The organism is Leisingera sp. NJS201, from assembly GCF_004535885.1.
Lineage (GTDB): Bacteria > Pseudomonadota > Alphaproteobacteria > Rhodobacterales > Rhodobacteraceae > Leisingera.
On the sequence record NZ_CP038234.1, the window covers coordinates 84553 to 108638 of the forward strand.

General features: G+C 59.1%; 24 protein-coding genes. 23 read left to right on the forward strand and 1 reads right to left on the reverse strand.

What is annotated here, in order from left to right:
- Positions 1 to 58 precede the first annotated feature (58 nt).
- Positions 59 to 1171 carry a hypothetical protein gene (locus tag ETW23_RS00370; RefSeq protein WP_134828750.1) on the forward strand — a complete coding sequence of 371 codons (1113 nt, stop codon included), beginning with the start codon at positions 59 to 61 and terminating at the stop codon, positions 1169 to 1171.
- The gene (locus ETW23_RS00375) at positions 1168 to 2961 is read left to right on the forward strand and encodes a phage/plasmid primase, P4 family (protein WP_134828751.1); all 1794 of its coding nucleotides are present in this window, start codon (positions 1168 to 1170) and stop codon (positions 2959 to 2961) included. The genes ETW23_RS00370 and ETW23_RS00375 overlap by 4 nt, the downstream gene beginning before the upstream one ends.
- Before the next feature lie 5 nt (positions 2962 to 2966).
- Here ETW23_RS00375 and ETW23_RS00380 read toward each other — a convergent pair whose 3' ends face one another.
- Positions 2967 to 3392 carry a type II toxin-antitoxin system death-on-curing family toxin gene (locus tag ETW23_RS00380; protein ID WP_134828752.1) on the reverse strand — a complete coding sequence of 142 codons (426 nt, stop codon included), beginning with the start codon at positions 3390 to 3392 and terminating at the stop codon, positions 2967 to 2969.
- A gap of 654 nt (positions 3393 to 4046) precedes the next feature.
- On the opposite strand from ETW23_RS00380, the gene ETW23_RS00385 reads away from it, so the two are divergent.
- From ETW23_RS00385 to ETW23_RS00485, 21 genes are all read left to right on the forward strand, one after another.
- The gene (locus ETW23_RS00385; RefSeq protein WP_134828753.1) at positions 4047 to 4292 is read left to right on the forward strand and encodes a hypothetical protein; all 246 of its coding nucleotides are present in this window, start codon (positions 4047 to 4049) and stop codon (positions 4290 to 4292) included.
- A 104-nt stretch (positions 4293 to 4396) separates the two neighbouring features.
- The gene (locus tag ETW23_RS00390) at positions 4397 to 5158 is read left to right on the forward strand and encodes a Bro-N domain-containing protein (RefSeq protein WP_134828754.1); all 762 of its coding nucleotides are present in this window, start codon (positions 4397 to 4399) and stop codon (positions 5156 to 5158) included.
- Positions 5159 to 5967: 809 nt separating this feature from the next.
- A complete protein-coding gene (locus tag ETW23_RS00395) occupies positions 5968 to 6666 on the forward strand; it encodes a hypothetical protein (protein ID WP_134828755.1) in 699 nt (232 codons plus the stop codon).
- Positions 6667 to 6997: 331 nt separating this feature from the next.
- Positions 6998 to 7648: a hypothetical protein gene (locus ETW23_RS00400; protein WP_134828756.1), complete on the forward strand. Its 651-nt coding sequence runs from the start codon at positions 6998 to 7000 to the stop codon at positions 7646 to 7648.
- Positions 7649 to 7798: 150 nt separating this feature from the next.
- Entirely contained in the window at positions 7799 to 8419 is a 621-nt protein-coding gene (locus tag ETW23_RS00405; protein WP_134828757.1) for a terminase small subunit, read from the forward strand.
- Positions 8420 to 10507 (forward strand): phage terminase large subunit family protein, encoded by a 2088-nt coding sequence (locus tag ETW23_RS00410; protein WP_134828758.1) that lies wholly within the window; start codon positions 8420 to 8422, stop codon positions 10505 to 10507.
- Positions 10508 to 10512: 5 nt separating this feature from the next.
- Positions 10513 to 10716: a phage head-tail joining protein gene (locus ETW23_RS00415; RefSeq protein ID WP_134828759.1), complete on the forward strand. Its 204-nt coding sequence runs from the start codon at positions 10513 to 10515 to the stop codon at positions 10714 to 10716.
- A 108-nt stretch (positions 10717 to 10824) separates the two neighbouring features.
- On the forward strand, positions 10825 to 12243 hold the full coding sequence (locus ETW23_RS00420; RefSeq protein ID WP_167738051.1) for a phage portal protein: 1419 nt from the start codon (positions 10825 to 10827) through the stop codon (positions 12241 to 12243).
- Complete coding sequence (locus ETW23_RS00425) at positions 12227 to 13090, forward strand: head maturation protease, ClpP-related (protein WP_134828761.1); 864 nt, start codon at positions 12227 to 12229, stop codon at positions 13088 to 13090. The genes ETW23_RS00420 and ETW23_RS00425 overlap by 17 nt, the downstream gene beginning before the upstream one ends.
- A gap of 13 nt (positions 13091 to 13103) precedes the next feature.
- Positions 13104 to 14435 (forward strand): hypothetical protein, encoded by a 1332-nt coding sequence (locus ETW23_RS00430; protein ID WP_134828762.1) that lies wholly within the window; start codon positions 13104 to 13106, stop codon positions 14433 to 14435.
- A gap of 97 nt (positions 14436 to 14532) precedes the next feature.
- Positions 14533 to 14865: a DUF2190 family protein gene (locus tag ETW23_RS00435; protein WP_134828763.1), complete on the forward strand. Its 333-nt coding sequence runs from the start codon at positions 14533 to 14535 to the stop codon at positions 14863 to 14865.
- Between the two features lie 3 nt (positions 14866 to 14868).
- Positions 14869 to 15192, forward strand: coding sequence for a hypothetical protein (locus tag ETW23_RS00440; protein ID WP_134828764.1), 324 nt, complete (start codon positions 14869 to 14871; stop codon positions 15190 to 15192).
- Complete coding sequence (locus tag ETW23_RS00445; protein WP_134828765.1) at positions 15189 to 15650, forward strand: hypothetical protein; 462 nt, start codon at positions 15189 to 15191, stop codon at positions 15648 to 15650. Before ETW23_RS00440 ends, ETW23_RS00445 begins: the two co-directional genes overlap by 4 nt.
- A gap of 25 nt (positions 15651 to 15675) precedes the next feature.
- Positions 15676 to 16101, forward strand: a complete 426-nt coding sequence (locus tag ETW23_RS00450; RefSeq protein ID WP_134828766.1) for a phage tail tube protein — start codon at positions 15676 to 15678, stop codon at positions 16099 to 16101.
- Between the two features lie 60 nt (positions 16102 to 16161).
- Positions 16162 to 16488 (forward strand): GTA-gp10 family protein, encoded by a 327-nt coding sequence (locus ETW23_RS00455; RefSeq protein ID WP_167738052.1) that lies wholly within the window; start codon positions 16162 to 16164, stop codon positions 16486 to 16488.
- A gap of 59 nt (positions 16489 to 16547) precedes the next feature.
- On the forward strand, positions 16548 to 16841 hold the full coding sequence (locus ETW23_RS00460; protein WP_134828768.1) for a hypothetical protein: 294 nt from the start codon (positions 16548 to 16550) through the stop codon (positions 16839 to 16841).
- A 197-nt stretch (positions 16842 to 17038) separates the two neighbouring features.
- A complete protein-coding gene (locus ETW23_RS00465) occupies positions 17039 to 19057 on the forward strand; it encodes a hypothetical protein (protein WP_134828769.1) in 2019 nt (672 codons plus the stop codon).
- 77 nt (positions 19058 to 19134) lie between these two features.
- Entirely contained in the window at positions 19135 to 19686 is a 552-nt protein-coding gene (locus tag ETW23_RS00470) for a hypothetical protein (RefSeq protein WP_134828770.1), read from the forward strand.
- A 27-nt stretch (positions 19687 to 19713) separates the two neighbouring features.
- Positions 19714 to 20361: a hypothetical protein gene (locus ETW23_RS00475; RefSeq protein WP_134828771.1), complete on the forward strand. Its 648-nt coding sequence runs from the start codon at positions 19714 to 19716 to the stop codon at positions 20359 to 20361.
- Positions 20358 to 20807: a GNAT family N-acetyltransferase gene (locus ETW23_RS00480; RefSeq protein ID WP_134828772.1), complete on the forward strand. Its 450-nt coding sequence runs from the start codon at positions 20358 to 20360 to the stop codon at positions 20805 to 20807. The genes ETW23_RS00475 and ETW23_RS00480 overlap by 4 nt, the downstream gene beginning before the upstream one ends.
- Positions 20808 to 20810: 3 nt before the next feature.
- A complete protein-coding gene (locus ETW23_RS00485; RefSeq protein ID WP_134828773.1) occupies positions 20811 to 24071 on the forward strand; it encodes a phage tail protein in 3261 nt (1086 codons plus the stop codon).
- The last annotated feature ends 15 nt before the right edge of the window (positions 24072 to 24086 follow it).

Consider the following 24086-nt stretch of genomic DNA (forward strand, 5'->3'; position numbering starts at 1 on the left):
GCGGTGACTTATTCCGCCCGCAAATCCCCCGATTTTCCCAACTGATTGAGGTGCCGCTATGGCGCTGGTGCATGATCCCCGGATTGATGATGCTCGCGACCGCTCGATGCGCGAGGTCTTGGACAAGTTGCCCCCACTCGCTGGCGTGAAATTCGGCAAGCGGGAAGGCGTTGGGCCGTGCCCCAAGTGCGGCGGCGATGATCGGTTCTCAATCAACCTGAAAACCCGTGTCTATAACTGCCGGTCATGCGGCGGAGGTGATCACATCGGGCTTGTGCGGCTCGTGCTTGATTGCGACTTCATGGAGGCAATTGAGTTTCTGGAAGGCGAGCGGGGAGTTGAGATTGATCCCGCTGAGCGCGAGCGTCGCCGGAAAGTCCGCGAGGATCAGAAGGAAAAGGATGAAGCCGATGAGGCGCAGTACCGCGCCTGGGCGATCCGCGATGCAATCAGCATTTGGCAGGCTTGTCAGCCGTTTCGGGGCACTCTGGCAGAGGAATATCTAGCCTTCCGGGTGCCGGGGTTTGAGTTCTTGCCTTTGGCCTTCATGTGTTTCCGGTTCATCCCTGACCTGCCCTATGTCAAGCGGATCAAAAAGCGGAACCACACGTTACATTCCGGCCCGGTTCTGGTTGCCGCGGTTCAGGCGCCTGATGGCATGATGCGCGCGGTGCATCGCACTTGGATTGACCTTGATCAACCAAGCGGCAAGGCGCAGATTTTCACACCCGATGGCAAGCCGCTGCCGTCCAAGGTGGTGCGCGGATCCAAACAGGGCGGCGCGATCCGTCTGACTGGCAATGCCTGCGGATCATCCATGGTTTCGGGTGAGGGTATTGAGACAACCCTGACCGCCCTGGTTGGCGGCGTCCTGCCGGGTGCGAGCTATTGGGCCGGTGTGGATCTCGGCAACATGTCGGGCAAGCGCGTCGGCGGCAAGTTTTCGGATGAGCCTGATATGGATGGCGGCCCGTCGTTTGTACCGCCCTGCACTGTAGATGATTTTTGGCTGATCAAGGACGGCGATAGCGAGCCGCGTGAAACCCAAGCAAAGCTAACAGCCTGCGCCAAGCGGGCGATGCGGATCAATCCCGGCCTTAGCGCGCACATCGTCCCAACTGTGCCGGGTGGCGATCTAAACACGATGATTAAGAGGCCGGGCGAGCAATGAATGAACAATACGATGATGTGCGCGCGTCCTTTGACCGGGCTGAGCGGGTCTATCCTGATGGCTATGACCCCGGCCCGGATCCCCGCACCCCTCAAGATGCCGGCCCATATGATCCCGCCCATGATCCCGATGAAATCCTTGCGCAGGAATGCGCGGTTTTTCCGCTGAACGACTACGGTAACGGCAAGCGGTTCAAGGGATACTTTGGTGCTGACTGCCTGTTTGTTCCGCGTGTGGCGTGGTTCACTTGGAAAGATCGCCTGTGGGAACAGGATGACGATCAGCTTGAAACTCGCCGCCTTGCACAGCAGGTTTCCGGCAAGATCACCCGCGAAGCGCAGTACATCCGCCTTGAAGAATGGGAGGAAATGCAGGTCGAGGCGGGTGATCAAGCGCGTGAGGAAGTGGCGGAGATCAAAGGGGTCACACCTTCCAAGCGCTCAGAGGAACAAAAGGCGCGTCTGCGGGATCTGGAAAAGGTTGTCGAGCGCGCCGACGATCTGAAAAAGAAACTGGCGGCCTTGCGCCGCGGGCACCATTCCCACGCCAAGGCGGCCGGAAATACAAGCCCGATCAACAACATGATGCGCGAGGCGCAGGTTGATCTTTATCAGCCGCTCACCCGGCTGAATGAGGATCCGCTAATGATCAACACCGAAACCGGCGTGATCCGGTTCCGGGTGGAAATGAACCCGCGGACCAATAAGAAAAAGCTGGTCCGCGAGGTGCTGCGGCATGACCGGGAACAGTACCTTTCAAAGATGATGGCGGTGGAGTTCAATCCGCAAGCTCAGTGCCCGGATTTTGACAAGTTCCTGCTTTCGATCCAGCCGGATCCTGAGCTGCGCGAGTTTCTGCAGCGCTGGTTTGGCTACTGTCTGACCGGCCTGACTGATGAGCAAAAGCTTTGCTTTTTCTACGGCGAGGGCCGTAATGGCAAGTCAACCATTGTGGATCTGATCGCAAAAATGATGGCGGCCTATGCCACAACGGTTCCGATTGAAAGCCTCGCCGGATCCGATCAGCGTAAAGGCTCGGATGCTACGCCGGATCTTGTGCGCCTCCCTGGTGCGCGTTTGGTGCGCGCCGCTGAGCCGGAGCGCGGCCAGAAGCTGAAAGAGGGCTTTATCAAGGCCATCACGGGCGGCGAGGAAATCCTAGTGCGTCGGATGCAGCAGGAATTTGTTGAGGTAACGCCTGAGTTCAAGCTGACGATCAGCGGCAACCATAAGCCGGAGATCCGCGGCACGGATAAGGGGATCTGGCGGCGCGTGCTGCTGGTGCCCTTTATGGTGTCTATCCCGGATGAGGATGTTGATCCGCTGTTGCCGCAAAAGCTGTGGGCAGAACGCGCGGGCATTCTGAATTGGCTGCTGGATGGGCTGGAAAAATGGCTCACGGATGGCCTGCAGATCCCGCAAGAGATCTTGGACGCAACAGAGGAATACCGCGAGGAAAGCGATCCGATGCTTGTGTTTATCAACAACTGCTGTGTTGTGGACGGCGATCAGAACGTGTTCACGCGCTCGCGTGATCTGATCGACGCCTTTAACTGGTGGTACGTTGACGCGGGTAAGGGCGATCCCTGGACGTCGAAAACGGTTTCCAAGCACTTCAGCGACAAATCAAAGTTTCACAAGACGCCTGACGGCAAAGGGTTCACCGCGGCCAAGGTCAGCGATACCGGCTATCGCGGGATCCGGCTCAGCCCGGAATTCATCCAGCTCCGCGAGGATGCAGAGGTGCGGGCAAAATACGGCACTGGCGGCGGCCCTGAGCCGGTTGTTTGAGGTAGTTATTCCTCAATCCAGCGGCAGCGCGTTCTCAGGTAATGCTCCAATGCTGGAAGGTCAAAGGTGCCTGCCTGAAATTGTTCTTCGATGAACCTGCCCGGTTCAGAGGATGAAAGGTTTATGTCAGCTTCTACCCCGTTGGCTTCGAGGAAGGCGAGCGCGGCAATGAGGGCGGTGCGCTTGTTGGCGTCATTGTATCCGTGAGCGATGGATACTCCGTGCCAGAGGCGAGCGGCCAAATTGATGAGATCGCAAATCCCGCCGATCTGGTGCGCGGTTATCGGTCGTCCAATGGCCGATTGCAGGTCATCTGTCTTTAAACACCCCTCCAGCCCGCCGGACTTGAGCGCCAATTCGTGAAAATAATCGATTTGGTCAAGCGTGAGGAAGACGATTTCTTCGCCTTCCTCCAAAACGGGTGAAAACATTAGGATAAGATCTGCATCGTCTCCTTGAACCGCTGTTCAATTCGAACGGCAGCTTTGAGCGGATCGCGGCGAACAACATTTTTGGGCTTTTGAGACGGGCCGAAATTGGCGTTTGCAACACGGTGCGCACTAAAGCGACCGCATTTGCAGTCCTGACAAGCCTTGTTTTTGCAGTTGTTCATTTTACTCACCCCTGGGAGAATACAAGCACTCTCCAAAGCCCATGTAAACAAGTATTGACTGAACAATTTGTTACGGTCTGGGCGTTAGCTGGGCTGATATATGGCCTTGAGTATGCCTGTCAAGTTGTGCGAGTCGCACGATTAATGATTGCGTTACACCTTTAAAGGTGTATATGTACCTATAAGGCGTTTGTGAAATTCTGTTCTGCTGAGGCTTGACACGGAATCAACAGATGGGCAACCTAAAGGCGCAGATCGCAAAAGGGTCTGCCAGGATTGAAGCCCTGTCTGTTCATAGACGCCTGTTAGCCCGCGTCATCTGTCGTGGGCTTTTCTTATGGTCAGGCGCATGGGGGCACCTTCGGGTGCGCCGTTTTCTATGGACGGTAGCTTCAACCCTGTGTGTCTGGCCGCCAGAGATTGAAGCCTCTCGCGGTTGGGTTTTGAAGCCTGAACATAGAGAGGGTCAATTATGACCATTCATACCCCATGTCTGAACCACCTGACCGCCGCAATGAATGTGGCGTCTGATGCTGTCGAGCTGGAAGGGCTGGCGCAGGCCATGCGCATCGTTGTGGCCGCTTTTGCCAGCGATCCCGATCTTGACGCCAGCAATGCCCTGGATGCCCTCGCTGTCGCGCTGCACGGCAAGGCCGTGGCTCACAGGCTGATGGCTGAGCAGGCGGGTGCTTTCTTCCCTGCAGATCTGAACACCTAAAGGGTGCGATCCACCTTTAAAGGTTGAATTTTGCTTGCATCACACATTTAAAGGTGGGATGCATACATTCAAGGCGCATCGCCTATTTCAGATAAGGACATGACATGATGAACCTGACTATTCAAGATTTCAACGGTGAACCCCGGATGCGGGATCTCGATATTGCAGAGGCGCTTGGTTACTCGCGGGCGCGTGACTTTCGCCAACTGCTTGACCGCTGCGCGGAGGCGCTAAGGGGATTTGGGGAAGTTATATGCGGTACGGTACCGCATATAAAAATGCGTGGTCGGGATCCGAAAGAATACTGGCTGAACGAACACCAGACGTTCTACATCTGCACGCAAAGCAAGACGGATAACGCCTTTGCCATAACCCGCCAGATCATCAACCTGTTTGTTGCGTGGCGCAATGGGCGGCTGAATGAGCAGCCGGAACAGGCGCAAACCGGCTTCCAGTTGGATGCAGATACTCAGACCTATCTCACCATGGTGCGTGAGGTCCGCATGACAAAGGGCAAGGCTGCCGCGAGCTGGCTGTATGACCGGCTGCCGTTGCCGCCTTTGCGGCCCAGCTCGGGGCCGCAACCCGTGGTTCAGGAGGGGCAAGAGGTGGACGATATCTTGCTGTTTTTGCAGGAAAAATGCGTGATATCGGGCCGCAAGTCGGATTGGATCCGCAGCCGTGATCTGTATGAGGCATACTGCGCTTATTGTGATGAGGGCGGAGTTACACCTCACCCTCACCGTGCTTTTGGCTTGCGCGTCAAGGCGCAGTCAGAGGTGTACAAGTGCCCTGATACGGGTGCCAGCTTCCGCCATGGAAAGCGCAGCGACACGGGCTTTCGCGGCTTGCGCTTGATGGAATAATTGCTCCACGGTGGAGTATATACGGGAACGCGCTCCGGGCTGGAGCGCGTTTTTTTTGTGCGCAGAGGTTTGCTCCACCGTGCAGCAAACCTCTGGTTATTGTCGCACCGTACGACAAATGCGTGGTGAAGCGCGGCGCCGTACCGCGCGGCGCGTATTTTCGAGTGAGTTGATCGTAAATTAGCCGCCCCAAGTTGTGGCCTGAGTTTGCGCCGACATGGCGCAAACCTTTAACCCACTGAAATAACAATAACTTCACTCGCCCGCGCATTCCTGCGCCCCTTCTCGCGATCCCCGCACCCCTCTTTTCCGGCTGCACACTTCTACCCCTAAGGCCCCTATAGGTATGTGGGAAAGGAAGGGGAAAGAAATGACTACGGGGTCATAGGGACCTGGATTTTGCGGGCCGGGACGTGGCATTTTCAGGGGTCCGGGTGATTTTCAAAGTAAATTCAACGCGTTGCGCAAAGGCTCGGGACCTAGGGACCTAAGGGACCTGAGTTGCAAGGTTTTGCCTCATGCATGTGCGCATGTGTGTTTTTGTGTTTTTATATTCTTCCTTATGTGTTTACGGGAAATCTGATCCCTTAGGTCCCTAGAGGTATAGGGGAAGTAAGAAAAACACCGAAAATACAGTCGGTTGGAAGGTGCGCGGCGGCAAAGTCTGTGGTCCCGTGACGGTCCCCCAGTCCGGGACCACGCATTTCACGGTCCCTAAGAAACATCTTTTAAGGTGTGGTACACCTCGTATATAGTGGCCGCACTTGGGGCGTTTCACTAGATTTTGTGGCTGAACAGAGGATTTGAGCATGAACCATGTAGCGGCGCGGCGGATCGCAGAGCGGGTCAACATCGCCATCATCACCAACCGGGCGCAGCGGCGGGCGCTGGTGGGTGTCGGCAGCGGCGAGCGGGCCACGCCCGGCCCGGCACGTGCAGCGGCAGAGCTGTGCGAGGCCAAGGGCAGCGCGCCAGCACCAACCACCTACGGCGGGGCAGAGGAAGCCTTTGAACTGGTGCCGCCGGGCGTGCAGGCAACCCGCCAGCGAATGCCCGCGCTGCTGCGCCGGATGGATGAACGGGATGCGCGCCGCGAGGCGGCGGAGGCATACGCCCATGCTGTTGAGAAAGTCGGATCCGTGGCAGGCGCATCGGCTGAGGGCGGCAAAGCTGATGGTGGCCCGGCCACCAATGACGGCGGGGTGACAACCCGGATCCTCTACGCTTGCACGATCTCGACGGTGCAAGGGGCGCTGGACCGGGCGGGCGTGGCGATGAAACCTAATGCGCAGGGTGGCGGCGCCCGCAAGCCGATCATGGCCCGCGCGCTGATGGATGCGATCTGCCTGGATGGCGCGGATATGAAAGCGGTGCTGCAGGGGGCCGGGTGGTCTGGCCATCGCCGTGATGTTGCCAAGCTGAACGTGCTGGCGGATGTGTATCTTGAGCTGATGGCCCGTGTCCTCGGGCTGGTGGCGCCCGATGCGCCCACGCCTTGGGATGCGTAACGCGGTACACTTTTTGGAAAGTGTTTGACAAAACGCGGAACCTCACCTTATAAGGTGTACCTACTGATTAAAGGTGTGTCCAGACGGCAACGCCCGCCCTGCAGCAGCAGCGCGGGCGTTTTCTTTGCCGCCGCCAGCGCCAGCCGAAAAGGGGTTTCAGCCATGAAGTAGCCTAGATCTCGCTCCACATAACACGAATATTTGCCGAACGCCCGCGAAAGCGGGTTTCTCAGCCCCTCGCCAAGGGGCAGGACCGCGTTAGCCCTAAGCACCTTGGGTGCAGGGCGCGCGGCCACAGTTTCAAATTGGCGCGCAACCGGAAACCCAACACATGATTGAACTGTCCGTAGACACGCGCGCCATAGGGCGGCGGCTGAACAGCATTGCATCAAGTCAACTGCCGTTCGCCGCTGCTCTTGGTATCAATGACGTGGCCGGTCAGATCCGCGACGCTGAGCAATCCGGCTTAGAACGCGATCTTGACCGGCCCGCCCCGTTCACCAAACGGGGAATGTTTGTCGCCCGCGCATCCAAGCGCCGCCTTGTCGGCGTGGTGGGCTTCAAGAAGGTTCAATCCAAATACCTCGGCCTGCAGGCTTCCGGCGGTAAGCGCCGTGCGAAGCGGCGGGCGGTGGTGGTGCCGGTGGCGGCCCGTCTCAACAAATACGGCAACATGCCCCGTGGCGCACTCAAGCGGCAGCTCGCCAAGCCTGATGTATTCTCCGGCACGGTCAAGGGTGTCGCGGGTGTATGGCAGCGGCCCAAGCGGGGCGCGCGCAGGACAAAGCTGGGCGGGGCGCAGTCGGGCCGGGTTGGAACGGTTGGAAAGCGCAAGGGCCTCAAGCTCTTGGCCGCTTACTTCTCCGCAGTGAAGTATTCGCCGCGCCTCAAGTTTGAGCGGCGGGCGAAGGTATTGGCGAGCCGTGAGATCGGCCCCGCCATCGCGAAGCATCTGGCCTATGCAGTGAAGACCGCGCGTTAAGGGTGTGTGGGGCTTTGGGTCCTTCCCGGCCCCGCACCGCATGCGGGTAATTCGCGCCCCGGTGCTTTGATGTGTTTCATGATGCTCAGGGATACAGATTAGGGTTGATGTTGTTGTTGCCCTGGCTCCTGACAGAAAGGGAGTTCCGGCATGTCAGAGGAAGCCGAAACCGCAGATGCAGGGGCAGCCGTGGGTGAGCCGCTGCTGAACCGTTCGCAGCTCGCGCAGATTTTCAACGTGTCGGAAAACACTGTCGATAAATGGCGCAAGAAAGGGATGCCGGTTGAGACTGAGGGCGGCAATGGCGTTGCCTATGAATACCAGTATTCCGCCTGCGAGGAATGGCGCGTCGAAACTGAGGCGCAAGCGGCTGAGGAAAGAAAGGCCGCGGATGATTTTGTTGCGCAAAAGCGCATGGCATTTCTCAATTTGGGGAAAAAGGATCAGGCGGCTGGGCTTACCGCCGCCCAGCGGAAAGAGCTGGCGCAGGCAGAGCTTGTATGGATGCAGGCGGCCCGGCAGCGCGGCGCACTTATCCATGTGGATGAGGTTGTTGAACTGCTGGATCAAATCTTTGGCGAGTTCCGGGCTGGCCTGGATGGGCACCCGGATTGGCTGGAGCGTGAGTTCAGCCTGACAGGGGATCAGGTGGAGCGGGCAGTTTCCTACAACGACGGTATCCTGCGCAGCGTTCAAGCCAAGATCAAAGCTGCCGCTCTGGGTGAGGATCCCGCTCAAGTTCTTGACCCGATGGATGGGAGATTGCTGTGAATGGTTGTGATGCCTAACCGGCAGGTTGGCGAGATCTCGGATCTGCCGCCTATGCCGCCCTATGCCGGTGCCTCGGTGGCGCTGGCGCGCGCGTTGCCCACTCTGACGCCCGCGGCCCGAATGGGGGTGATCGACGCGGCGGAGAAACACATGAAGGTCAACGCGAACGGGCGTTGGGTGGATTTTGACCGGAATGTCACGCCCTACATGAATGAACCGGCGGATATGACAGTCTCACGCCGTTATCGCGAGGTGGTCTTTGTAGGGCCAGCGCGTGCCGGTAAGACCGTCATGCTGCTATCGACGGTCAGTCACATAGTGCTTTGCAACCCCTGCGTCTGCCGCATCGTGCATATGACCGAAAAGACTGGCGAGGCATGGGTTGATGAGGAGCTGAAACCCATGATCGAGAACAGTCCGGACCTTGCCGCACGGCAAGGCACCGGGCGGTCAGATCGAAACATTCTGAGCAAGAAATTCATCGGCGGGGCCAAGATCCTAATCGGTGCGCCGACAAAGAATTTCCTTTCGGGGAACACAACGCAGGTTGTGCTCATTACCGACATTGACCGGATGAGCCTCAATGTCGGCAATCAGGGTTCGCCGTTTACCATGGGGGCTAAGCGGACGGAAACGCTTGGCTCGCGCGGCATGACGGTTGCAGAGGCATCGCCGGGTTATCTAGTCACTAAGGCAGATTGGAAACCTTCCACACCGCATGAGGCGCCGCCTTGTGCGGGGATCCTTGAGTTGTACAACGGCGGCACACGGGCGCGCTGGTATTGGGATTGCCCGGAATGTGGTGAGGCGTTTGAGCCGCACACTGACCGGCTGCACTATGACAAAAGCCTGTCACCCGCTGAGGCTGGTGAGGCCGCTGTGATGGTGTGCCCGCACGGCTGCTGGATCAGTCATGATCAAAAAGTTGAGCTGAACCGCAAGGGATACTGGCTGCATGAAACCGCTGAGGGCGGGCTTGCCCGGATTGACAGCGGTGACGTGCGCAAAAGTGAGCGGGTGAGCTATCACCTGAACGGTGCTGCTGCTGCCTTTGCGTCCTGGGCGCGGATCGTGACCAAGTACGAAACAGCCAAGCGGGCCGTGGATGCTGGTGGCGATGAGGAAACGCTAAAGGTTGTCGTTAACACTGATATGGGGCTTGCCTATGTTCCGCGGGCGCTCAGCACTGAGGGGGATCTGACCCTTGAGGCGCTGAAGCGGATGTGCCGGCCATTCGCACACAAGGTTGCGCCGGAGTGGGCGCGGTTCCTGATTGCCTCGGCGGATGTGCAAGGCAATCGCTTTGTGGTGCAGATCACGGCCTTTGGCCTGGATGGCCGCAAGCTGATCATCGACCGTTTCGATCTATTCACACCGCCGCCTGATGCGCCGCTTGTGGAAGGCCGGATGCTTGAACCGCATAAGTACATTGAGGATTGGGATGTGCTGCTGCCAGTTCTGCGGACACCTTACGCCGTTGACGGTCAGGACTATGGCCTGATCCCAATGGCCATGGGGTGCGACTTCCACGGCAAGCCGGGGGTTTCAGACCGGGCAACCAAGTTCTGGCAGGATCGCCGGGAAGAAGATGAGGCGGATCGCTGGTTCTTCATTCGCGGTCATGGCGGTTACAAGGTGCAAGGCCGGGTTTGGTACAGGGCACCGGAGCGCAAGAGCGATGGCGGGCAGGCCCGCGATATCAAGCTTTTGAATATTGCAACCGACAAACTGAAAGATACGGTTTTTTCTGCCCTGGCCCGCGAGGACGGCGGCCCCGGTTCCCTAATGCTGGGCGACTGGATGCCGGAGGATCCGCTGAAAGAGTTCACGGCGGAGCGGTGGACCGACAAGGGCTATGAGAAACTGCAGCCCCGAAACGAAAGCATCGACTTGAGCGGCTACGCGCAAGCGGTCGCTGAGCACAAGGGGCTGCAGCGCCTGGATCCTGCGGATCCGCACGATTGGGCGCGGGGCGGCCTGTCAAATCCATTTGCGGTGCCAATGAGCGAGGGCGGCGAGCCTGAACCTGTAGAGGGTCCGGTGCGACCCGTGCGGAAGGCGCCCCGCAAAATCAAGTATTTGGAGTGAGCTGCATGGCGACATACACGCAACAGGATCTTGCGAACATCAAGGCCATTATCTCGGGCGGTCTGGATCAAGCCATGATCGCCGGGGAGATGGTGCGCTATCGCAACTTGAACGATCTGCGCCGGATCCAAACCATGATTGAGGCGGATCTTGAAACCGCCCGCCCGGCGGTTTCGCTGGTTTATGCAGCCACCAGCAGGGGGCTTTAAGTCATGATGCATTTCAGCAATGCCTCTATGCTGGATAAGGCAATCCTTGCGGTTTCACCGCAGCGAGGGTTGTCCCGGATCCAAGCCAGGGCTGAGGCAAATATCCTCATGAACTATGACGCAGCGAGCAATGGCCGCCGCGTCAAAGGCTGGCGCGCTCCGGCAACGGATGCGGATGCTGCATCCCGACACGGTCGCGGAACAATGCGGCAGCGTTCGCGTGATATGATCCGTAATGCGCCCTTTGCCCGCCGGGCACAGTCGGTTGTGACAAACAATGTTGTTGGATCCGGGATTACGCCATCCATCACCGGCAGAAGCCAGAAACAGGCTAAAGATGCCGCTGCAATAATCCTGCCGTTTCTGCAGTCAACGGACCTGGATAAGCACCGGGCCTTAAACCTCGCTTCCATGCAAACCGTTGTGATGAACAGTGTGTTTGAAAGCGGGGAGGTTCTGGCGATCCGGCACGTGCGCCAGAATGACGGGCGGGCGCTGCCGCTGGCCGTCGAGCTGGTGGAAGTCGATCACCTGAACACGGTGATCACTGATCACGGTGGCAATGAGGTGCGGGACGGCATCGAATTTGACGCTGACGGCGTGGCGGTGGCCTATCACCTCTATGAGCAGCATCCCGGCTCCGCATCGCGCAAGATCTCGATCAAGACGCAGCGGATCCCGGCGGAGCATGTTCTGCACATCCGGCGGATCGACCGGCCCGGCCAGATGCGGGGCGTGCCTTGGCTTGCCCCGGTGATGGTGACGCTTGGAGAGATGCGCGATTATCAAGAAGCGCAGCTCCTTAAGCAAAAGATCTCTGCCCTGCTGGCCGGGGTTATCAAGCCCGGTGACGGTCCGAGGCCCAAGGATGCGCCGGGTCTTGATGAGATGGGGCCGGGCGCGCTGGTCTACGCGGATCAGGGGCAGGATGTGGTGTTCACCAACCCGCCCAAAGTGGACGATTTTGACGTGGTGATGCGTCTCGGGCTGTGCGCAATCGCTATGGGCAGCGGCATCACCTATGAAAGCCTTAGCGGTGATCTGAGCCGGGTCAATTACTCATCCATGCGGGCCGGGCGGCTTGAAATGGATAAGAACATCGAGACGTGGCAACAGCAGGTCATGATTGCGCAGTTCTGCGCAGGCATTGGCCGTTGGGCGCTGGATGCCTACCGGCTGACGCAGAGCAAGCGCCTAAGTCCGCTAGAAATCAAGTGGACAGCTCAAAGCCGCGCGATGGTTGATCCGGTCAAGGAAATACCGTCGATCCTTGCCAAAATTGCGGGTGGGCTTTCGAGCCTCAGCCGTGAGCAGCGGGCTATGGGACTGGATCCCGATATTGTTGCGCAGGAACGGGAAGCTGATGTGGAGCGCCTGAAATTTGTGGCTGCGGGCATGGCCGATCAGGAACGGCAGTCAGTCGGGATGCGGGCGGTGATCGCGCTCATGCAGCTTATCGCCGGGGATGATCCGGAGGATTTCACTGGCTCATTGAAAAAGGAAAGCGAGTATGAGCGATCTGATTAAGGCCGGAGCGATCTGGCTGTTTGGAACCATCGTCAAGGACGAATGGATTTGGCCGGGTGATACCGGCCTTTTTTCTGCGCAGATGGTGCTGGATGCCCTGGGGCAGTTTTCGGGTGACGTGACAGTCATGGTCAACTGTGATGGCGGGTCGCCCTCTGAGGGCGAGGCGATCCGGGCGGCGTTTGAGGCGCACCCCGGCAAGGTGACGGTGAAAGTCACTGGCAACGCCCATTCCGCCGCATCGCTGATGATCATGTCGGCGGGTCGCATCGAAATGTCGGCGGGTTCGCTGATGCTGGTGCATGACCCCTCCGGTCCCGCCTATGGCAATCCCAACCAATTGCAGGCTGCAGCGAATGAGCTGAGCGCGATGGCAGACGCTTATGCGGCTGTCTATGCGGCCCGCGCGGGCAGCACGCCGGACGCCGTCCGCGAGATCATGAAAGCTGAAACCATGTTCAACGCGCAAGAGGCGGTTGCAGCAGGGTTTGCCGATGCTGTCACGGCGTCGGCGGCGTCGGCGGATGTGGATCCGGTGATGCAATACGATGCTGCCAAGCGTGCGGCGCGTGCGGCGTTCAACCGTGCCCGAGAGGCACAAATGAAATTCGAGGCCCGCGAGGCGGGCCTTGGCGATGGCGCAAGCCAAGAAACAGGGCAGATGCCCAATGTGAATGAGGTTGTGAACATGTCCAATACCCCCAGAATGCGCCCGGCGCCGTGCCCCCGCAGCTCCGGCGGCTGTCGGTGTCGCAGGGCCAGAGCTGCAGATGCAGGCAGCCCCCGCGCCTGCCGCCCCGGCCCCGGCGCCCGCTCCGGCAGCAACCGCACCGCTGGTGCCTGCTGATCCGGCGCCCGTAATGCAGCAGGCCCCGGCTGCTCTGCCGCCTGCTGCTGCGCCGCAGATGAGCGCTGCGGATGCGGTTGCTGCGGATCGCACCCGGATGCAGGGCATCCGTGAAGCCGCGGCGCCGTTCATGGCACATATTCCGCAGGCGGAGGTTGATCGCATGTGCAGTGACGGCACCTCGCTTGAGCAGGCCAATGCACGGATCCTGGCGGTTATGTCAGCCAATCAGCCGCGTGGCGTGCGCGTCGAGGTGCGGCGCGATGAGGGGCAGACGCAGGTTGAGGGCATGATTGGTGCGCTGATGCACCGGGCGGCCCCGCAGATGCACGCCCTGGAAGGCCCTGCAGAACAGTTTCGCGGCTTGCGCCTGCGCAATCTGGCGATGCACCTTGGCGGCAGCTCGGCAGGCTTCAACGATCTCGACACGATCCGGTCAGGCATCCGCAGCACCACAATCATGTCGGGCGCCATGGGTGTTTCCGATTTTGCCTTTATTACCACAGAGGTGATGAACCGCACCCTTCGCGCCGCCTATGAGCGCCGGGCTTCGACCTGGCGCCGGATTTCGCGCCAGCGCAGCGCCTCGGACTTCCGCGCGCTGCATTCGATCACCGCGGGCGGTGATTTCCAGCTCAAGCCGGTGAATGAAAGCGGCGAGTATCTGCAGTCGAACATCACCGATGAGGCGTCGGGCCTCAAGGTGGCGAAGTACGGGCGTCAAATCAACCTGACCTTTGAGGCCATCGTGAACGACGATATGGGCGTATTCGAGCGCCTGCCGGGTGATTTCGCGCGTGCGGCGGGCACTCTGGAAAGCAAGATTGCGTGGGGTCTGATCCGCGACAACGCCAAGACCGGCGATGACAAGGCTCTGTTTCATTCCGATCACGGCAACCTCGGCGCCGCTGGTGCGATCAGTGTGGCCACGGTGGGCGAGGGTCGCAAAGCGATGTGGGAACAGCGCCCGGCGGGATCCAAAGATAAAGATGATTTCATCGCCGTTTCGCCGGATCTGCTGTTTGTGCCGCCCGCGCTGGAAACCACGGCACTGCAGTTTGTGACGGCGGCCACCCCGGCCAAAGCGGCGGATGCCAACCCGTTCGGATCCACCCTGACCCCGGCGGTTGAGCCGTCGCTTGGTGCGGCTGCGGGCGGCTCGGACAGTAAGTGGTATCTGTTCGCCTCGGATCTGCCCGTTTTGGAGCATGCTTTCCTGGATGGCTATGAGGCCCCCACGGTCATGACCAAAGAAGGCATGAACCCGGACGGTGTGAGCATGACCGCCCGCCACATTTTCGGCGCCTCGTCGGCTGAGTTCCGCGGGGCATACCGCCGCGGTTAACTCCCGGCCTTTCGGCTGATTTCGCAAAGGGGCGCCTGATAGAGGCGCCCCTTTGCGTTTCGCACTTTTAATCCTTCTGATCCAAAGGGGAAACCCCATGAAAAACTATATCCAGCCCGGCGACAATCTGACTGTTACCGCGCCTTATGACGTCAAGGCCGGTGAGGGTGTGCTTGTCGGCAATCTGTTCGGCGTTGCCACCAGTGACGCGGCATCGGGCGAGCTTGTGACTATTGTTCGCAAGGGTGCCTTCGATCTGAAAAAGACCTCTGCGCAGGCATGGACGGCGGGCGCCAAAGTCTACTGGAACGATACCACCAAGGAATGCACCAGCGCTGCCAGCGGCAACAAGCTGGTGGGCGCCGCGGTCAACGCTGCTGCTGATCCGTCTGCTACCGGCGCTGTGCTGCTGGACGGCGCAGTCCGCTAAGCGATGCAGGGACCGTTTCGCGGTGTCGCTGGCGCGCTGTCGCGCGCCTTTGGCGGCACCGTCACCATTCACCCCGGCACACCGCAAGCGCGTGATGTGACCGCGATTTTCCGCAAGGCTCCTTTCCTTGTTCCGGCGGCTGATGGCGCTGAGATCGAAACCCTTGTTCCAACCTTGCGGGCTTCGCGGGATGTGATGGCGGATCTTGCTGAGGGGGATCTGATCGACCCGAAAGACGGTCAGATCTACAAAATCCTCTTTGAGCGTGAAAACGCAAACCCGGCCTCGGATGCGCTGATCACGGCGGAATTGGAGGAAGTGCCTTGAGCGATATCCTGATTGCCAAAGAGCTGCGGCATCGGTTCAGGGCTGCAATCCTGGCAGATGGAATTTCCGTGGATCAGGGCGGTGATGCGGTTGCTGTCGAGATCCTGGAAACGCTTCCTGCCGGTTGGGTGCTCAAGGATGAAAAGCTGCCTGCGCTTTATGTGTTCGCCACGGGCGAGGGGTTGGATCACGGTCAGAGCATAAGCGAGGTGGTGCGCAGCCTATCGCTTGCGGTGGCGCTGATGGCCCGGCCCGGTGGAGATCCGATGGATCAGTTGGATGATCTGCAGCTCGCCGTTGAAAAGAAGGTGCTTGCCGCTGGGAACTTCGGCCTCGCCCAATCATGCCGCCTGTTGTCGGTGGAGATCGCGCGCAATCAGGGCGCGGCGATCATCGGCACGCGGATCATGAATTATGAGATCGTCTTTGGCGTCACGCCGGGTGATCCATCCCTTTAAACCCTGAAAAATCGGAGGATCTGATATGCCAGTGAGTTCGGCGCAGATCGGCATGGGCGCCACCTTTTCCATCGGTGATGGATTTGATGGCGGTTCGACCAACTACACCAAGATCAGCGAGGATGTGACTTCCATCACATCTCCGGGGGTCAACCGCGAAACCATCGACGCAACGCACTTGGAAAGCGAGGATGATTTCCGCGAGTACATTGCGGGCCTGCTGGATACGGATCCGGCAACCATCGCGTTCAACTATGTGCCGACGGCAGCGGATCCGCTTTATGCCGCGATGATCGCGGGCAAGGGCGATTTCCGCATCACCTATCCTGGCGGTGTCAAGTTGGATTTCTCGGGCATCCCGCAGAATTGGAAACCGGGCGATCCTTCGCCGGATAAGATGGCCGGGGAATTTACGGTGAAGCCTTCCGGCAAGCCGACGCTGAGCGCGTAACTGATGGGCGGCCAAGTGCCGCCCTCAGCATTTCAAACACCAGATAACAGGGGCGCTCTGATGGCGAACAAGGTGCGCGGCGAGATCTCCGCAAAATTCGACGGCAAGGAAATGAAGCTTGTCCTTTCGACCAATTCCATTTGCGATCTGGAAGAAAAAACGGGCCTGGGCATTCAGGACTTCCTTGATCGCTTCAGGGACACATCCAAGCTCAATATGAGTGATACGCGCCTGATGTTTTGGGCGTTGATGCTTGAAGATTGCGAGGATGCAACGATCAAGGACGCGGGGCGTCTGATCGACCAATTGAAAGGCCGTGAACACAGCATCATGACCGAAGCGGTTCTTGCTGCCTTTCCTGATGCCGAAGGTGAGCCGGGAAAGTAGACGGCGGGGCTGCGGTCTGGGATTGGCTTGAGCTGCACCGGGTCTATGTCTCCTATGGCTTGGACCCGGATAGCTTTTGGCACATTACCCCGCGTGAGATGGTTGCCCGGATTGAGGGCGCGCACCGCCGTGTGTCTGCTGAGCAGGATGGCCGGGCGTGGCTCGCCTGGACTACTGCCGCTCTGATGCGGCAGCAGAAGCTGCCGGAGCTTTCAAGCCTTATGGTCCGCGATGAGCCGCAGGCCCCGCAAACCCCTGCAGAGCAGGAAATTTCTCTCGACATGTTGTTTCTCGCCTGGGGCGGGGATCCGGCGGAGCTGGCGCAGATGCGCGAGCAGAAAGGGGCTGACTGATGACAAGCCAGAATATCGGTGATCTCAAGGTTCGGATCGGTTCCGATACCAAGGACCTCGCCCGCGGCATCGGGCGCGCTAAGGCTATGGTGCAGGGCTTTGGGCGTGTGGCCAAGGTGGCCGCGGGTGTGGCGGCTGCGTCCTTTGCTGCGGCTTCTGTCGGGCTTACCGCCATGACAAAGGGCGGGCTGTCATATGTGGATGCGCAAGCCAAGATGGCCCGTTCTGTGGATGGCACCATTGACGGTTTGCGCGCGCTGCAGATCGCGGGCGGGTATGCCGGCGCATCTGTGGAACAGGTCAACGGCGCCGTGCAACAGATGGGCAAGCGCCTTGCTGAGGCGGCACGCGAGGGCAAAGGCCCTGCGGCTGATGCTTTGAAACTGCTGGGCCTGAATGCAAAGGCGCTGATGGATCTGGACGTTGATCAGCGGGTTGGCGCCATTGCTGACCGGATGAATGAAATGGGCCTGAGTGCGCAAGACGCATCCGGGATCCTGCGAGATCTGGGCGTGCGCAGCAATGAAATGGCGCTTGTGATGCTGCAGGGGTCCGGCGCTATTCGCTCCGCCCGCGATGAGGTCCAGAAATTCGGGATCAGCCTGAGTGAGGATGCCGCTGCTGGCGTTGAAAGTGCCAATGATGCGCTGTCAAAGATTTCCTTTGTTATGGAAGGGCTTCGCAATCAGCTTGCAGTTGGGCTTGCCCCGATTTTGCAGCAGCTTGCATTAGATTTTCAGAATGCCAGTGTTGCGGGCGGCCCTTTGCAAACGTCGGTTGCGGCCCTGGTATCCGCGTTTTCCGATCTTGCGACTGCCATTTTGAACCCGGCCTTTGTTGAGGCGGCGGCGCTGTTTGGATCCACCATCGCGCGCGGCATCGCCCTGGCGGCAGATGCTTCGGTTGCCCTGGCCGAAAACGCAGAGCTTGCCGGGGTGGCGATGATAGCGCTCGGCGGCGCCATGGCGTTCTTTTCCGGGCCTATCGGGCTTGCTATTGCGGCTGTTTCGGGCGGGGTGTTTTTGCTGTCTACCCGGTTGGGGGATGCGGAAACTGCTGCCTATGATGCCTCAGAGGCAGAGCGCCAATTGTCTGTGGCGTTAGATGGCTTGGATACATCCAGTGGCAAGGCGGTGGATGCGGCGGTAGCGTTGACGGGCAAACATATTGAGCAGGCTGATGCAGCTTTGCGTGCCGCTGAGGCGGAATATGCCCTTGCACGCGCTCAGGCAGAAGGCGCTCTTGCTACCGCTCAAATGAAAGAGGGGGCGCACTTTACTCAGTTGGTGGGGCTACCTGAGGAATTTGAGAACGCAAAGCAGGAACTTGCAGATATTGATCAGTACTACCGGGAAAAAATTGAGAGTCTTTCAGCGCATAAAAAGCGTTTGGGGCAATCGTTGCAGGGAATTTATCAAAGGAAATTTCCTGGACGTGGCGAGCGCGGCGGTGCCTTGGGCGAAGGTGAGGGCGGTGGCGGTACTGATCCGCTTGCCGCAGATAAGTCCCGTGAGGCATTGGAAAGATTGCTTGGGGTAATCGACCCCGCAGCGGCCAAAGCAAAGCGTTTGGCGGAGGGTATGGCTGTTCTGAACGCAGCCTTGAAAAAGGGTGTGATTGATCAGGACGAATACAACCTGCGGCTTGACCAGCTCAATAAATCCCTTGGGGAAACCCCGGAAAAGTCGGGCGCAGCGAGTTCAAGCCTCTCAGAGCTTCTGAAAAGGTTGCAGGAAGGCGGAGACGCTGCCGGAACAATGTCTGATGATGTTAACTCGGCCATCGGATCGCTGATTGACCGGATTGATAGCGGAACAGATGCCTTACGCCAATTTGCGGTTGAGCTGGTCAAGATTTTTGCTGTCAGAGGGATTTCAAAGATCCTTGGTGGTGACGATTGGTTGAGTGCCCCGCTCATCGGCAAAAACGCCCTCGGAACCGATAACTGGCGAGGCGGCCTGTCATGGGTTGGTGAGCGCGGGCCGGAAGTGGTCAATCTTCCAAGGGGTGCGCAGGTCATTCCGAATAACCGCCTTGAGGGCGCGTTTGGCGGCGGCGGCGGTGGTTTCACCTATGCGCCCCAAATTGATGCAAAAGGCGCTTCATTGGCAGCGGTGCAGGAATTGGAGGGGCGGCTGGCAGAGGATGCTGTGCGTTTCAACGCCAAGGTTTTGCAGGCGGTGCAGCTCGGCCAAAAGGGGAGAAAGTTAAGGTGATTGTTTTCCCTCGCGCTGACATTTTCGACCTATGCAAGGTTAGGACCGCGAAATTCTGGCCGCTCTTGCGGCAGGAATTGAGCCGCACCGCAGGCGCGTCCTCGCAGGCCAAAGATCTCGGCTCGCCCCTATGGGCGGCCAGCTATACCACGGCGCCTGCGCATTTTCGTGATGCGCAGGCGATAGAGGCGGCCCTGATCTCTCTTAACGGATCTGTGGGATCTTTCCTCGCTTACGACACTCGTCGCCCATTTCCGTCCGCACATGCGGATGGTGATTTTGATGATACGGCACAGATTGCGGCGCTGGATGCTGGAAGTGCCTATCACTTGACGCTTGGCGGGCTTCCGCAGGGCTTCACGCTGAGCGCGGGCGACTATCTGGGGTTTTCCTTCGGCGCCAAGCCTTCCCGTGCCCTGCATATTGTGACGGTGGGCGGGGTGGCCGATGCTTCCGGGGAGATCCCTTTGACTGTCTCGCCCTGGGTTCGGCCTGGGGCGGCGGTTGGTGACGCTGTGACGCTCAAAAAGCCGTCTTGTGAAATGAGCCTGACCGGTTCGCCGCCGGAACCCGCTGCCGTGGATATGGTGGCCAGCTCAAACAGCTTTTCGGCTGTGCAGATCTTCTAACTCAACTCTGAACAATTGAGGTGCAACATGGCACGGGACATTCCTGCGGCCACTCAAGCCTTGCTTGAGGGGCGTACACTTGTTGTGCGCGATTTTTTGCGTATCACGGCGCGGCGCCGGGATAATGGCGCGCCTGTTTCTGAGTGCTTTTGGTCGGATCTTGGCGATGTGAATTTCCCGGTGATCGACCCGGAAACCCGTCTGGCGGTCTCGTATGATTTCAAGGGCGTTGGCGCGCTGATCGCGATGGATCCTATTCCGATGGTGTCCAATCTGACAGTGCAAACCCTGTCTATTCAGTTTTCGCAGTTGGAAGACCGAATTAATGAGCTGCTGCGCAAGTATGATCTGCGGCAGGCTGATGTTGTGGTTTGGCGTGGTGAGTTTGATCCGGCAACCATGCGGATGCTTGAACCTGCTGACGTGCGTTTTGTGGGGTATGTCGATGGCGCTCCTGTGGATACGCCAGCAGAGGGCGAGGCTGGTGAGATCACGCTTGAATGCGTGTCTACCTCGCAAGAGCTGACGCGCTCCAACTCGGATGTGCGTTCACATGAAAGCCAGCAGATCCGCGCACCCGGCGATGACTTTTTCAAGGATGTGGCGCAGGTCGATAAGATCAAGATCTTTTGGGGTGGTCCTCGCCGGATCAAGGCGGTGGGGGTTGAGGAATGAGCGGGCCGGTTCTGGTTCGTCCCGCGCGCTGGAGGGAGCGGTTTGGGGTTTTGAAGCTGGCGCGTGATTTTCACGCGGCAGCGGGGATCCCGTTTCCGTTCAATCCCGCGCACGCCTCTCAGGCCGCTCAGCGGTTTATTGAAGACCCTGACAAGCTCTGCCTTGTTCTGGAGGTTTCCGGCGTCCTGCGGGGCGTTCTGGCGGCGTCTTGGTCCATTTCTCCGCTGGCCCCTGTGCGGCTGGCTCAGGAGGTGATTTTTTGGGTGGATCCGCAGCACCGCGGATCCGCTGCGCGGCGGATGCTTGCGGCCTATGAGGATTGGGCGCGCAACCAGCGTTGCGATGCCGCCGGGCTGGCGGCCCTGAATGATCCGCGTGTTGCGCGGTTCTTTGGGGCTGCGGGTTTCAAGCCGGTGGAGGCAAAGTTTCTCAAAATTCTGGGGTAAGTCATGGCGGTTTTTTCTTCCATTGCTGCCGCCGTTAGCGCGGTTGCAACGTGGACTGTCACTGTAGGTGGCGTATCGGTTGCGGTTGGTAGTTTCCTGCTGCAAGCGGCGGTCAGTTTTGGCACCTCGGCGGTAGCTGCGGCGCTGGCGGGCAAGGATAGCGGCCCGGATAACTTTCCAATTCAAGGAACCCTCAGGGCTGGCGGGCAAGTGCCCCGGTCCTTTGTGATCGGGCCGGGTGGAACTGCCGGATCCCTGACTTGGCATACCGAATGGGGTCAGGAGGGAAGTACCCCCAATTTCTATTACACACAGGTCATTGCCCTGGCGGATTTTCCAGTTTCCGATTTGCGGCGCTGGTTCGTGGATGGTCAGCCCGTAACTCTTGAGGATACCGGGGCGGATCCGGGGCTTGCTGCAGTCGAATACCGTGTTGATGGGTGGGACCATGCGTGGATCCGGTTTTATGACGGGACACAAACAGAGGCGGATCCATTCCTTACGGATGTTGTTTCTGCCCGTGGATCGCGCCGTTATTCCCGCAGCCGGATAGGTGTTGGCGTTGCCTATGCGGTGGTGACATTTGCGATCAACAATGAGCTGTTTTCCGGCTTGCCAGAGTCATTTTTTGAGCTGGATGGTGTCAGGCTTTATGACGTGTCCAAGGATAGCACCGCGGGCGGATCCGGGTCGCACCGCTGGGATGATCAATCGACTTGGGGGGGCGATGGTGACGCGCTGCCTGCCGTCCAAGCGTACAACCTTGCGCGGGGTATCTATTTTGAGCGCAGTATCCTGAGCGGTGCCTTGGATGAAAATGGCACTGTTGAGCTGGATGCGGGTGCTTCCAAACTGTCTTTTGAAATTGTTGGCGGCGGCGGTGGCGGCGGCGCTGCCGCCTCTGCAGGTGGTGCAACAACGGTCACGCTCAAGGATGGTTCGGCTGTGGTGCAGCAATGGGCCGCGCAGGGCGGTGCTGCGGGTGCTGCGGCAAGTGGAATTGTCTATCAGCCGTCTGGCGAGGTTTCTGCGCTTTCGCCTCGCGGAGATGGTGGCCGCGGGGTTCGTGGTTACAAGGAAAAGGATCTGCCCCCCGTGAGTGGGGAAGCCGGTGGATCTGCCGGTGAATATCTGTCCGTGAAGGATTTTGATATTTCCGGTCTGTCTGAACCGTCACTTGAGGTTTCAGTTGGTGCGGGTGGTTCCGGGAACGGTAGCGCAGGCCGCGCAGGGGGGATCTCCTATCAGGCGGATGTTGCGCCGTCTTCGGTAGAGCCTCAGTGGCTCTACGGAATGCAGGGAGTAACGGGCGCCCGCTTACCCGCGGCGCACTGGATCGCTCAGATCGCGAAGTGCCGGAACCTGATTGAAAGCGGCTCGGGTTTGGAACCGGCTTACCGCTGCGCGGGTGAAGTCCGTGTGAATAGCGAGTTGGGCGCGACCTTTGAGGCGGTTCTTACTTCCTGTTCGGGCCGCATGAGTGAGATGGGCGGGGTCTACAAAATCTACGTTGGCGCCCCGGATGCCCCTGTTGCTCATATTGAGGATGGGGATATTTCGAGTTTGGCGCCGCAGAGCTTTACCCCGTTCCTTGGGTTGGCGGAAACGGTCAATGGCATTACAGCATCCTACCCGTCGCCTGATGAGGTTTTTGCGCTTCGGTCTACCCCGCCGCTCTACAGCGCGGAATATGAGGCTGAGGACGGCGGGCGGCGGCTGCTGGCAAATGTGCAGCTTTCTTTGGTGCCCTTCCCGGCGCAGGCGCAACGGCTCGTGAAAGGTGAGCTGGAAGCGGCCCGGCGTGCCCGGCGGCATTCGTTCACGCTGCTGCCGCGCTTTCGCCTGCTGGAACCGGGCGATACCCTGACTTTCACCAGTGTGCGGAACGGCTTTGTTGACAAGCTGTTCCGGGTGGATGGGATCATTGATCTGCCGAATGCGGATCTGATTGTTGACATTACGGAAGTTGATCCCGCGGATCACGGCAATTGGGAACCGTCAACCGATTACACCGATGTAACCCCTGCGCCGATTGTGCCGGTGGCGCCGGTCCCGCAAACAGTTAAGGGATTTGATCCGGCTCAGGGCGGTGTTCAGGATGGATCGGGTGCGGCGCGGGGCACTGGCCTGTTGATGCAATGGGATCCTGCGGTTGAGGATGTGGCAGGCATCCGGTTTCAGGTGCGGCTTGCCGCAACTGAAGTGGTTGTTGCCCGTGTTCAAACGCGGGATTTCAGCGACGGCAGTTTGCCGGTGACTGAGGGTATCGTGCGGGGTGAAGCCTATGAGGCGCGCGCCAAGTACATCCCCGGCAGTCATCGCCCTGTGATCTGGACAGGTTGGATACCTGTTACGGCGAGCGATGTGGGTGTTTCAGCTTCAGATCTCTCGGATGATGCCCGGCAGGATCTTGCGGATGATGCGGCGGCGGTTGCGGCATCGCTTGATGCGGATTTTGAGGTTCAGCATATCGCGCCGCTGCGCCGTGATCTGGAATTGCAGGCGGTCGAACAGCGCACGGTTGCGGAGGCTCTGGGCGTAATCAATGGGCACGTGCTTTGGGCGGTTCGCCATCTTTCGGATGTGGATAGCCGCCTTTCTGATGCGGGTATTGTGAAGGATCCCGAAACCGGCAATATCCGCATATATGGGCTTGAGGCGGAGGCGCAGCGGGTCAGCGAGGTTGAGGTTCGCGTGAGTGCTGCGGAGGCGATCTTGAGCCTGTCCGCAACGCAAGCCTACGTCAATCAGCAGATATCGGTTGCGTTAACCGATCCCGGTCAGTTCCCTCTGTTTGAGGGCCTGCAGCTTCAAGTTAATCAGGTGGCGATTGATCTGAATGCGGCAGAGGCGGCCCTTGCCTTGAAGGCTTCGCAAACCGTTGTTGATGGGATTGGTGCCCGGCTTTCGGTTGCAGAGGTTGCGGTTGATGCGGTTAAAGCGAAAATTGAGCTGAAAGCGGATCAAAGCGATTTCAGCGACCTGCAGGGCAGGGTGCAGACTGCAGAGGTGCAGATCAGCGCCTTTGATGGTCCTTCGATCTCGCAGGCTGTGGCGGATGGCCGGTATCTTTTGGATGGGCAGGATGCTGCTTCTGTCGGCACATTGAAGCAGCTACTGCAGGCCCATGACAACCGGGAAGCCGCAAAGACGGATCTTGGCTATGCCATGCAGGACATGCGGGCGAAAGTGGATGATGACCGTGCCGCAATGGCGAAAATCACAACTGCTTTGGGGCTGCGATTGGAGGTGCGAACGCCCTGATTGAGGCTGAGCGGA